Raw genomic sequence first — 12,080 nt, 5'->3', positions numbered from 1 at the left:
TCGGTTTGATATTAATGGCCTATTTCCATAGTGGTCGGCAATATCCACTAAAATAGGCCCTAAGCCTCCTTGTTTAAAATAGAAATAATTGGAGTGCTTGGGTTGCTTTTTTATTGGTTTCCCTGGTGTGGTTTAACTAATTATCCCCTATGTTGAAATACCAATGCTTCCTGCTGTTGGTTTTAAATTCCGCATATGGTGTTGGTAACAACTCCTGGTGTTGCCAATAATCCCGTGTTGTGGTTTTAATTTCCTTTTTTGTGATTATCCCCGAGAATTTCACTGCCAATACTCCCTGGTGCTGGTTTTAGTCTCGGTAACTGGTTTAATCAATATATCCCTGATGTTGTGCTTCTTATGCTCCCTGTTGTTGATTCGCCTTCCCTGTGGTTTAAGCAGTAACCCCTGGTGTTGTGTTGCTTATCATCCCTGCTGGTGGTTCTTATTTCCGATTACGGTGTTAGCCATCTTGGTTGATGTTAAACATAGGTCCTGGTGTTGCAGTGCCAATATTTCCCGGTGTTGGCAATAAATACGCTACCGCCCATAGCCGTTTTCTCTATTGAGTAGACCGAGGCTCATAAGGTCAATCAGGTCATATTTTTTGATGCTATCTGTATTAACTGTAAAACGGCTGTTGCTACGGTTTATTCGGGTGATAACGTGCTATTTATTCATCGGCAGCGGTTATCTATCTATCTCCTGCGGTAATCTCTGTTGTTGGCAGTCATCAGTTTGAGGGATGAGGGTAATATCTACCCGACGGTTTGCTGCGCGCCCTTGGCTGGTGTCATTACTGGCAATTGGATGACTCTCACCATAGCCTTGCACAGCAAAACAGGCAGGGGAGAGATCGCTATTTTCAACCAGCCAGTCACGCACAGCGTGTGCCCTCTCTAGTGAGAGTTGCTCATTTTTTTGTCTATTACCGGTGTTATCTGTGTGGCCACTGATCACAATTAGCCAGCCAGGTTTGGTTTTGATATCGATTAATGCTTCGATCAGCACTTTGCTTGAGTTCAGCTTTAATACCGGTTTCCCGGTATCAAACAGCGATAAGCTGTCTAAACGCACGGTTTGCGGCGCCTGAATGGGTTGACGGTAGTTTTTTATTGTTTTTACCAGTTGATGCAGTAACGGCTTACCTTGGTAAAGTCCCAGCCCCAGTTGCAGCGGCTCCCCCTCACGCACCTGATCATCCAGCAGGGCAATTTCGTCGTGTAACATGTTGAGTGCTGAAGTTGTTAGCACCGTATTCTGTTTATCTACCTGCTGATAGTGGTGCAAGGTGAAAGCTATGCGTTGTAATAATTGCTGGTTCTGCCAACCACTGCTACAGAGTGCCAGCATAACGGTGATGGCCAACATATTGATGCCAAAACATAACACGCGTTGACGACTGGAAATTCCACTGCCACGCGGTAGCGCCGAGAGCACAAAGTCGGGCAGTGGCAGCAGTCGGTTGCCTGTCTGCTGGCGGTGTTCACCCAGTATGCGCTGTGTTGTTAATGCGGTCTGGGCACTTAACCACTGTTGCCACAGCGAATTCTCGCTGTTCTGCTGATATGGCGCGACCTGCTGCAACAGTATTTGTTGTGGTGTCAGGCCAGTAAAACCATCATCTTGCTGTTGCAGTGCCGGCAGTACATGTGCCTGCAACCAGTCATACTGGCTATGCAGCAGAATAGCTTGGCGGATACGCAGTGCCTGTTGTTCCGAATCGCCTGTCGTTTGCCACTGGCTTAAGGTTTGTGGCGTATCCATGTTTGGCCACAGCGTCAGCGAGGTTTCCGCGTGTTGAGACAGCCAGATCGGGCTGCTGGCGAGCGCAGTTTCGATACGGCTAGACAACAGCAGCGGAACATCACACTGCGTCTGTTGGCGCAACTGCACCAGTTGCCAGCGTAACTCACACAGTAAACTGGCCAGTGTGCGTTGGTTGTGGTGGTGTTGCGGGTTGATCGTCACCATCACGCTCAACTGTTGCAGCCAATCAGGATGATGTTCAATCAGCAGTTGGGCGCTGTTATTAAGCTGATTGATCTCCTCGACCCGTAACCAGCAGCCTTGTGAGTGCTGCTGTATCCTCTCTTCACCAAACCAAGATGCCAATTCATCGCCACAGACCAGTACAATCGGTAGACGGTAATTTTCGGGGGGTAAGCGGTTAAACAACTGCTGTGCAGCGACAGAGTGTGGCTTACGTGCCGTGCTCCAGATCCCGCATAGTGAAATCAGCAACACCAGCAGCAGTAGCGCTGCACGTTCGCCGGGTGAAAGTGGCAGGAAGAACCAGCACAGTATCGCGCTCAGTGATCCTCCCCAGAGCCAGAGTACCCATTGCCATTTCTGCTTCATGGTATCGGCTCCAATAAGAGTGGCGCTGCAAGATCAGCCAGCCAGTAATTGAGTGACAACCAGAGTGCAGCGACCAACATTGTGGCCAGGGCTAGACGCAATGGCCACCGACGCAGCCAGCGCTGAAGGCGGCTGGCTGATTTCGGCATAGCGAGCACCGGTTGTGACGGAGTGAAATTGAACGGGGTGATCTGTGCCGAAAGCTGTTCGATCAGCGGTTGTCGCTCAGCAAGGTTCTGCACCCCGTACTTGCCGACGAATCCGAGCATCAGCACGCGATGAAAACAGGTCAGCACATGGCGTTCCGGTGTTGGTTGTTGTAACACGGTTTCCAGTTGTTGATAGAACTGATTACCGGCATCCAGCGTGTTGAAAAAGTGCGCTTCCAGTGGCGAGTGACACCAGACAAAATAGGCATCGTCCTGCATATCACGCCGCTTGACAGCTTCATCCAGCAATGCACATTCGGCATAGATAATGTGCTGGCAGTTCTGTTCACTGAGACCAGCAGCCAGCAGCGCTTGACGGTGGCGAGTGATATTGTCAACACAACGCTGCCAGAACAGTTTGCCACTACCCTCACTAAATTCAATATGTTGCTGTAGGTCAATCGCCTGTAACCAGGTGTCCTGAAGTAATAGGTCAATATCCAATGCTGCTGTGTTTGGGGCTGTGAATCGGCTCATGATGGTAACACCGCAAAAAGTTCGAGTTGGATCTCGCCTAAGGTACCGGGCACGTAGAGGGTGCAAGCGCCGACCTCCAGCATCTGTTTGGCAGCAGGATGGTTGACATCGAGCGAGAAGTAGTGGTTGCCCAAACGCATCGGTATCGCAGCGGGTACATGGCTAAGTGGTTGTAGTGGAACTCCACTGATGGCGACATTAACCACATTGCTGATCTGATCCGGCGCTCCGATTTTGCACAGTTGCGGCAACAGCGTTTGCAGTTGTGTTGCCGGTAGGCTGGAACGTACCGAGAGATAGAGATCCACCCCCGCACGTAACCGGGGATCATGCAGTGTCGCTCGCCACTGATTCACCCGTGGCTCATGCTGCAACTCAATCGCCACCACGCGTGAAGGCATACTGACTTCCAGCAAGGTATTGAGCAGGCCGAACAACGGCGGAAATACAGCGGTTAAGTTGTCATGCTGATAATCAGGGATGGCACTGACGTCGTACTCGAGCGAGAAAGTCAGTAGGCTGCCTGCCAGACGTGCCAGCTCGAGATAGAGTCGCTCGGGTGGCAGTTGTGGATTACGCTGAAAGCTACTCAAAATCGGTTCTGCACTATTCAGGGCATTCAGCAGCCAGAACAGTGACACATCAGCAACGGCAAAATCGGCCATACGGTGATTATTTTCTCGGCGCAGCGTCATTAGATGACGCGCTCTAGCCCGTAGCTGAACCAGCAACAATTCCAACTGTTCGTTACACCAGCGGCTGGCATTCAGGCTTAATAGCGGTGGGATAAACTCGCTATCCTGCACCCACTGCCCTTTGGCATTACGCACTAAACGCGCCACTGGGCAGAGTTGATAATCGCTATTTTGCTGCTGCGAAAGCCGGAGCGTGAGATGGTACTGCATGACAGCAATCGGTTTTTTATCATCGCTATAATGGTTTTGGACTTCACTCCAGGCCTGGCGATAGCGCACTGGACGAGAAGCGGCGCCATTGATAGGCAAACAGTTGTTACCGTTAGCGTATAACAGAGGCAGTGCCAGCATCACGGTGGTTTCACTGCTCTCTAGCGGCAGATGCTCTGCCAAAGTGAGCGTCGGTGGTAGCGGATCAGCGTGGTCAGTATCAATTAAGACCCCATCAGCAAAGCGGACACGCAGGCATTCTGCCTGCAAACGCCCAAGCGCCAGTGCCTGAGCGGAGAATGTTGCCTGCAACACTCCCCAGGGATACAGCAGAGCCATTTCTGCAATACACTGATTCGTCCAGGCTTCCAGCGCTGCCTGTTGCTGAAATTGTTGTGGGGAAACCATGATCCCGCGAGTCCACAGCGGCCGCTCAATTCTCATTGTCACTCCGATGTCAGGATTTTGCTTTTGGCATTTGTGAAACTAGCGACAAATCGATATCCATGCCTTCAACCTGGAAGTGCGGCACGGCATACAACTTAACGCGGAAAAAACCGGGATTATCTTCAATATCTTCGACCACCACCTTGCCATCGCGCAGCGGGTGTGAAGCTTGCAGACTGTCGCTGGGATCGGTCATTGCCGTCACTAGCCCACGTAACCAGCTATTCAGTTCCGATTCCAATAACCGCCGATCTTTGGTGGTACCGATATTTTCGCGTTGGATCAGCTTCAGGTAGTGAGCGATACGCGAAAGCAGAAACAAGTAGGGCAGACGCGCGTTGATCCGGCTGTTAGCCGTTGCTTCTGGTGTGCTATACAGCGCGGGCTTTTGGCTCGAGTTAGCAGAGAAGAAGCAGGCATAATCACGATTCTTATAGTAAGAGAGCGGAATGAAACCCAGGTTAGCGAATTCAAACTCGCGCGTTTCCGGGATCATCACCTCAGACGGGATCTTGGCCAAATTACCGGTACCTAGATCGTAAAGGTGGATCGGCAGATCTTGCACTGCACCGCCTGCTTGTGGCCCTCTGATCTGCACACACCAACCATTATTGATAAAACTGCGCACCATATTGGCAGCGAAGGCAAACGAGGCATTGGTCCAGAGATATTTGTCGTGATCGGGGCCTTTCACCTGTTCGACGTAGTTGAAACTGCGTACCGGCACAGTATCGGGGCCATACGGTAGGCGACCAAGTACACGCGGCATGGTCAGCCCGATATAGCGGGCATCATCGGTGTCACGGAATGACTTCCATTTAAGGTATTCGGCACGATCAAAGTAATTGGCAATATCTTTGATTGCCGCGACCTCTTCCATGGACTCTTTAAGAAAAAATGCTGGGCCGACTGAACCGATAAACGGCATATGTGCTGAAGCTGCCACTTTCGACAGGTTACGCAACAACGCAATATCTTGTGAACTGGCATCAAATTCGTAGTTGGAGATAATCGCGCTGATAGGTTCCCCACCGGGAGTGTCGTACTCCGCGATATAGGTTTGGGTATATAGCCCACTCTGAGTGATTTCCGGACTATCTTCAAAATCTTGGCGCAGATCTTCCTTACTGATATCGAGCAGCTCAAGCCGCACATTCTGGCGAAAATCGGTTTTATCGACCAATGATTTAACACCGCGCCAGAGTGACTCCAGGCGCTGAAACTCTGCGTGATGCATAATGGCATCCAGTTGCTGGCTGATTTGTTCATCCAGCGTGGCGATATGATGATCAAGCAGTGTTTTATCCAATTTATTGATCCGGGTGCCGCTGTGCTGCATGCGCTCAAGAAACACCTGCATGGCCGCAGTAATACGCTCATCGGTACTGGCGTCTGCCATGGCCTGCTGATCTTGCCAACTCTGCAGGTCACTCAACTGGCTGACTGGATTAAGATTGATCTTTTCGAACAGCGAGGCATAAACGCTCTGCCCAGCCGGGCGCTCTTCGCTGATCACTTGCTGAGTATGGATAGTCGATTGTTCTGATGCTGACATTGGCATTCTCCTGAACCGTGTGATCAATTAACGTTGTTGGGCTGCTAATGCGGCCAGCTCGGTGCGCAATTCATTGGTTAATGCTTCATCACGCAGGATCGCTTCCAACTCCTGCTTAAAGGTACGGTTGTCTAACAAATTGGATTTCAGATCACGCAGTAGGTTACGCATTGCCAACATGGCGCGTAGCTGAGGGATCTGGCGCGCCACCTGTTCGGGTTCAAAATCTTTCATCGCTGAAAAACGCAGTGTGGCAGTGGTTTCACTTTGATCGTCGGCCAGCGTGTTAGCCACGACCAGATTCAACTCAGGATTAAAATCAGCCAATACGCTGTCAAAATTGTTCTTGTTAACGTTAATTTTTTCGCGTTCTGACAACGGGCGTTTCTCTTTTCCGTGGCTATAGTCGCCCACAGCCAACAGCTTGAGCGGCAGCTCGACAGCCTTTTGTGCTCCGCCAGTATGAAGATTTAACTTGATATTAATACGCGCCTTTGGCACTTCATTTTGATAAGAATTGGACATAGTTAACCCTGTTCAAGAGATCGATACGAGTAAGAAAAACGCCTGTTTCATGCTATCAACTCACAGTGATAAACCTGGTCAGATCGGTAATCTGGCGATTAACTGAGCGGCTCACCCGCACACCCATCAATAGCAGGCAGAAATCAGATCTAAGGAAAACTGTGTTTTTGCTAAGTGCTGGCAGTGTAGAAATGTTAATTAGATGAGTGAAACTGAATAGAGTAACAAGGCATGTCAAATAGGGAAGACTGTTACAGCGAACACGGTTGTGATTGCTAAGGCTTTTTATTTTTGCTTTGCCAACGCTGATGTGGCAAGGGATCGCGCGATCGGGGTTGGTAGATGATAATTGTTAATGTTACAACCGCGATGTTACATTTTTTTGTTGTCATACTTTTGCTGATGAGAGCACCTCGCTGAGCGTGTTGGTGCTGCAATCCGTTCAGCATGATGTTGTATCAAATTTGATAGCAAATGAGTTGACAGTTTGAATTGGAGTAAATAAATAAAAATTTATTTTAAATAAGAATACAAAGTCAATTTGTATATCATCAATCGATAATTTCTGCCAATTGTGTCAGTTTTTTTATCAATTGTTTTGTTGTGGTTTAGTTTCCATATGTAACGATATGAATGCAATCATGCGAATTTTTTTCGCACTTAAATAGTTTGCTTTTTTAAATTAAGGTATTGATTATAATAAAAATTACATAAAAATAATTCATTTGATAGCGGATGGTAAATTAAGAGTAATAAAAATAATAAGTTGTTTATTCTATTTTAATAAATTGATGTTACAGGGTAAAATAAATGAAAAAAGATGGTGTCAGTAGCCAGAAAACACATCACCAAGCCGTTAATGCAATGTCAGAACTACGGTTGAGAACCATCTGGTATAGTCAGTCGATAACGCGTTGTTGGGTTGCCTCATTGTTGGCGTTCAGTTATGGCCTGGGGGCATTAGCTACGGCACAGGCGGTTGACTTGAGCGCCACCGTGCAGGGTGATCGTGCCGGTATTGTTGGTAGTACCAACACAGTGGCTTCAAGCGTTCCTGCTCGAGCACTGCATGATACTCTATTTAGAGATCTTTATGGCTATCCTGCCATTTCTAACAGCACCAGCCGATGTATGTTTAAAAATCTTGCTAGCGTAGCCATGGGTTATTCTGGCGTATACGGTATCAAACTGAATATTGAGGAAGGTGACAATAGCACCTGGAGCGGTGCTGTGTTACTGGCTGATGGTTCAGGAGAATCGGTGCGTACTTTAAAGGATGGCGGGTTGGAAATTGGTAAAGTGGCTTTTCGGACAGGGCGATGGTCGGTGAGTGTCTATGATGAGAATTATCAGTATAAGCGAGAATTGTCATCAAATCTGGATGGAACACAGAGCAGTGGTTATATCCTTTGCCCTAACAGTGTAGGTAGTGGCGAATTGCCAGATTACTTCGATGCTGCGGCAGTGACAGCAAGTTCAAGTGTTAACGTTAAATTTTTAGTTGATGCACCCGCAGGAGGGCTGAAGCCAGGACACTATATCGTACCGCCAATCTACCACGGCGATTATGCTCTTCAATTAATAGGGGATAAATATAACCAATTAGTTTCTAATGTAAAAATCACCGTTGCCAACTACTCTTGCAGTCTCGATATGCCAAAAACCAGCGTTGATCTGGATAGTCAACAGCAGACATCTGTGCTGGATTACACCGTTTCTTGTAGCGATGGTAGTGTCAGTTCGCCATTACCGATGACCCCCTATCTTTCTATCGATGCATTGAATAGCTCAAAAGGTATCAGCAGTGATGCCAGGATGTTGGGCGTCGCGGAGAGTGATGGCAAATTATCGATTGTCGGCAACTGGTCGGGAACACCACCGAGCAACTGCGCGGAACAGACTGCAACCACCATGTATTTTGACGGTCGGGATGCAGTTGAGCTACCTACGATTGAAGGGCAGGGCTCAGTGGAACAGTCCGGTAGAGTTGCTTTTCGTCTCTGTGGTGTGCAAGAGGCTAAACCCGGTGATTATCAAGCCTATGCAATTATCAGGGTTGTGCAGCGTTAAGCTAACACCGTGCCTGTAGGGGGGCGCGTTCGACATCGGCGCGCACGGTTTGTCGTAAGGCGGGTGCTACAGGTAAACCTCCCTCTGCGATGTGTAGATATCTATGCTTAACAGGGGGAGGGGATTGCTACGATGAACGCTGTAGTTCGAGTTAGCTTGACGAATCAAACCACAAATAATGGCTATCAACCCTGATTAGCTGCGTGCATTCAGGCTTTTTTTTCTAGCGAGCAACTGAGCACCGCAGCTAGTGTGCATTCCTTCCAGCGCGACAGGCCGACCATTGACTTGTAGCGTGGCGCCGCCGGCTTCAATCAGGAAAGTGCCTTCACAGCGCGGGCAAGAAACACGATGCCCGATCAATGCCACCGGTATTCCTTCCACCTGGATATCGTCACATCCTTCCAATACTTCACCACCGTGAGAAGTGATATCGCCTTTAACTATCACGTTGTTGTTTAACATATTAATTCCTTTTTGTTATTTATCTCATTAAAAAAAGCAATTTTATTGCACAGCGCTGCAAGGTGCCACCATTTTAACCAATGGTTCTTACGGTTGCTAATCGATTTGAATTAAATTTTATAAAACAAAGCATTGTATTTCATATCCACTCCTTGTGTTAGCGAACTAGTGCGGCAGTGAACCCAGAGGTGATCCGTTATGACCGCTATCTATTTTTCTAAGCTGCCTGTGCGGCAGTGAACCATTGGCACCGTCGGTTAGCTATGTGACTGCCTTTCTAAGCTGCCTGTGCGGCAGTGAACCATTATCAACAATACATGAAGAGAATAACAGCTTTCTAAGCTGCCTGTGCGGCAGTGAACTCAACTCTGAGATGGTGCAAGCCATCTTAGCTTTTCTAAGCTGCCTGTGCGGCAGTGAACACGCTAATGCGCGATTATCCAGAGCTGGGTAATTTCTAAGCTGCCTGTGCGGCAGTGAACAAACCGTTTAATGACAAAATCAATTAGTTAAATTTCTAAGCTGCCTGTGCGGCAGTGAACTTGTGAGTAGCCCGCCCAGTCACCGCACCACATTTCTAAGCTGCCTGTGCGGCAGTGAACGGCCTGTTCTCACTAAAGACCATCAACTTAGATTTCTAAGCTGCCTGTGCGGCAGTGAACATAGCAATGAGGATTTGGCTATTGACCTGATATTTCTAAGCTGCCTGTGCGGCAGTGAACGGGTATTCTGGCGGCGTCACATCAAACCGATATTTCTAAGCTGCCTGTGCGGCAGTGAACACTTCGTGACCTACTGCGCGTATGCCGCTAAATTTCTAAGCTGCCTGTGCGGCAGTGAACCCACGCTTGGCGGCCAGCTTTAGTAACTTATCTTTCTAAGCTGCCTGTGCGGCAGTGAACTCCGTTCTTCGCAAGAGCGGTAGAGATGCATGATTTCTAAGCTGCCTGTGCGGCAGTGAACCTTGCCGACGGTGCAACGCTTGATGCCAGCCTTTTCTAAGCTGCCTGTGCGGCAGTGAACCTCATGCCTCGGCTGAAGCGGTTGAGTATGAATTTCTAAGCTGCCTGTGCGGCAGTGAACTGGAATATCAGATGCTCATGTGGTGAACTGCATTTCTAAGCTGCCTGTGCGGCAGTGAACCGATAGAATAAACCAATAAAAATAAGTTACAACAGGTAGCTAGGATAAAAATCGTCTTTTTACCCTATTAAAAATCACCTATTGCAACCATTTGTATTTAATCAATATTTTTAAAGCGCAAAAATAAAGGGTCAAAACCAAGCAACCGTCGCCGTGTGACTCAAACCAGACGCATCAAACGTTTCACTCACCGCTGCCTGCTGCATTTGGCCAAAAACAAACAAGTTACGCTACCTTTGCCCCGTCGAACTGCTCAGTAAATCGAGATAGGCTTTCATCGGTGGTGTGAAAAATGTTCGTGATGTTGCCCTGGAGTTTAAACCAGTTAACTACCGCCACTGCTAGAGTGATTGCATTGTCACCATTTTCCATAAATAACATGGCGGCGGTGCTGCTGGTGCCATAAGGATCACCCGCAGCCACGTCTTTGCGGTTATCTCGGCCTCCTTAAAACCACCGTGCGGCCAGCATTGCCACCGCACAGTGTTATCCCGGTTATATCACAATGACAAAACGGCCATTGATCAGAGAGAAAATGGGGTTGTAGGTGAAAATTTTCTTTTCTCGAATGAAAAGTATGGGTGAATAACCAAATTCCGATTTGTTGATTAATTTCACCATACGACCCTTATTCATGATGACCACTTCATACCCTGACCAATCAATCGGTAACATTCTAAAGTCAGGGCTATTTACTCTTTCTTCAAAGTTGCCATTGGTGAATATTTCCTCCTCATCAGAGTCAGTGGAATATGCCCATGCTTTCATCGATAATCCATAGAGCTGTTTAATTTTACTCAGATCTTTCTGGTTAAATGCCTGCCATAACTCCTGATAGGCTTGCTGCAACAGTTGGCGCTGTTCAGGGGTATCGGTATAGGGAGTGGCCTTGACCCACGGCCACTCGGGTAAACCATTTACATTAACAATACGGGTAAATTGATAGACCTGCATACCCTCAGGGTAGTATTCAGGTGAGTAGTAATTCTCAGGAATAAATCCTGGCTGCAGTGCTGTCTCCTGTCGCTGCTGCATGGTAATTGGGCGATTGATGGCAGTGTAAGCCGGTTTCACCACTGAAGTACTGGCAGTCGGTTGCCCCTGTGCGTCAATGGTGACTTTAAGTTGGCTAATCTCTTCCGGTTGTGTGCCGGTCAGTTTGATCAGTTTAAGTGTGCAGTAGTTATCTGGCTGAAAGCGGTTTTTCTGTTGTGCATCGGTGATCTCCGGTTTAAACCAGTTAAATGCCGCCACTTCCAGGGTGATTTCATTGTCACCATTTTCCATCACTAGCATTGAACCAGTACTGCCGGTGCCGTAGGGTTCACCGGCAGCAATATCGTCACGGTTATCCTGGCTAAGTACACCATTGGTTTTAATGGCGCAGAACACGCCATCGATATCAAACAGGCTACGGTACTTAATTTTGGCGGTTGGCATAGCCGCATCGCAGGCGGTGAGTAGCCATAGCGTGCTACAAAGTAGCCCGATTTTTTTAATCATCATAATCGCGTGCTCCTTAAAACCACCGTGCGGTCAGCATTGCCACCGCACGGTGTTACCCCGGTTATATCACAATGACAAAACGGCCATTGATTAGTGAAAAGAAAGGGGCTAACCCTGCAAGAGCATTATTACCACGGGAATATAGTAATGGTGAAAAATCAAAGTCTGATTTATTAACCAGCCTGACCATACGCCCTTTATTCATTATGTTAGCTTCGTAAGCTTGCCAATTAATCGGTTGCATTTTGAAATTAGCGCCATTGGTGATATCCACAAAGTGCTCATTGAGTACTTTATCTTCTGTAGAGCTGGTGACATAGGCAAATGCACGACCAGAGTAAGCAAACAGTTGTTTTAACTTTTTAATATCCTTATTTTGCATCGCCTGCCACACTTCCTGATAGGCTTGCTGCAACAGTT

The 12,080-nt window shown here is 47.9% G+C and carries 8 protein-coding genes, 1 pseudogene and 1 CRISPR repeat array; of the genes and pseudogenes, 1 reads left to right on the top strand and 8 read right to left on the bottom strand.

Annotation, left to right across the window (positions count from 1 at the left end; all coding sequences use genetic code 11):
• Positions 1 to 687 precede the first annotated feature (687 nt).
• The 5 genes from EOJ37_RS01150 to tssB are packed head-to-tail and all read right to left on the bottom strand — an operon-like array spanning position 688 to position 6,476.
• Entirely contained in the window at positions 688 to 2,358 is a 1,671-nt protein-coding gene (locus EOJ37_RS01150; RefSeq protein ID WP_127956794.1) for an OmpA family protein, read from the bottom strand.
• On the bottom strand, positions 2,355 to 3,044 hold the full coding sequence (tssL, locus tag EOJ37_RS01145; RefSeq protein ID WP_127956792.1) for a type VI secretion system protein TssL, short form: 690 nt from the start codon (positions 3,042 to 3,044) through the stop codon (positions 2,355 to 2,357). Before tssL ends, EOJ37_RS01150 begins: the two co-directional genes overlap by 4 nt.
• Complete coding sequence (tssK, locus tag EOJ37_RS01140) at positions 3,041 to 4,393, bottom strand: type VI secretion system baseplate subunit TssK (protein ID WP_127956790.1); 1,353 nt, start codon at positions 4,391 to 4,393, stop codon at positions 3,041 to 3,043. The genes tssL and tssK overlap by 4 nt, the downstream gene beginning before the upstream one ends.
• A gap of 13 nt (positions 4,394 to 4,406) precedes the next feature.
• A complete protein-coding gene (tssC, locus tag EOJ37_RS01135; protein WP_420820605.1) occupies positions 4,407 to 5,951 on the bottom strand; it encodes a type VI secretion system contractile sheath large subunit in 1,545 nt (514 codons plus the stop codon).
• Between the two features lie 27 nt (positions 5,952 to 5,978).
• Positions 5,979 to 6,476, bottom strand: coding sequence for a type VI secretion system contractile sheath small subunit (tssB, locus tag EOJ37_RS01130; protein WP_127956786.1), 498 nt, complete (start codon positions 6,474 to 6,476; stop codon positions 5,979 to 5,981).
• A gap of 810 nt (positions 6,477 to 7,286) precedes the next feature.
• Between tssB and EOJ37_RS01125 the strand changes: the two genes are divergently transcribed.
• Positions 7,287 to 8,546, top strand: coding sequence for a hypothetical protein (locus EOJ37_RS01125; RefSeq protein ID WP_127956784.1), 1,260 nt, complete (start codon positions 7,287 to 7,289; stop codon positions 8,544 to 8,546).
• 195 nt (positions 8,547 to 8,741) lie between these two features.
• On the opposite strand, the gene EOJ37_RS01120 is transcribed toward EOJ37_RS01125, so the two are convergent.
• The 3 genes and pseudogenes from EOJ37_RS01120 to EOJ37_RS01110 form a co-directional block, all read right to left on the bottom strand.
• Complete coding sequence (locus EOJ37_RS01120; RefSeq protein ID WP_127956782.1) at positions 8,742 to 9,011, bottom strand: PAAR domain-containing protein; 270 nt, start codon at positions 9,009 to 9,011, stop codon at positions 8,742 to 8,744.
• 213 nt (positions 9,012 to 9,224) lie between these two features.
• Positions 9,225 to 10,154: a CRISPR direct-repeat array (repeat unit 29 nt; unit sequence ATTTCTAAGCTGCCTGTGCGGCAGTGAAC).
• 495 nt (positions 10,155 to 10,649) lie between these two features.
• Positions 10,650 to 11,660: a hypothetical protein gene (locus EOJ37_RS01115; RefSeq protein ID WP_127956780.1), complete on the bottom strand. Its 1,011-nt coding sequence runs from the start codon at positions 11,658 to 11,660 to the stop codon at positions 10,650 to 10,652.
• A gap of 61 nt (positions 11,661 to 11,721) precedes the next feature.
• A pseudogene (locus EOJ37_RS01110) lies at positions 11,722 to 12,080 on the bottom strand (hypothetical protein); the annotation flags it as partial.

Source organism: Serratia microhaemolytica, from assembly GCF_004011885.1.
Taxonomy (GTDB): domain Bacteria; phylum Pseudomonadota; class Gammaproteobacteria; order Enterobacterales; family Enterobacteriaceae; genus Serratia_G; species Serratia_G microhaemolytica.
This window is presented reverse-complemented; position numbering and strand designations above follow the sequence as displayed.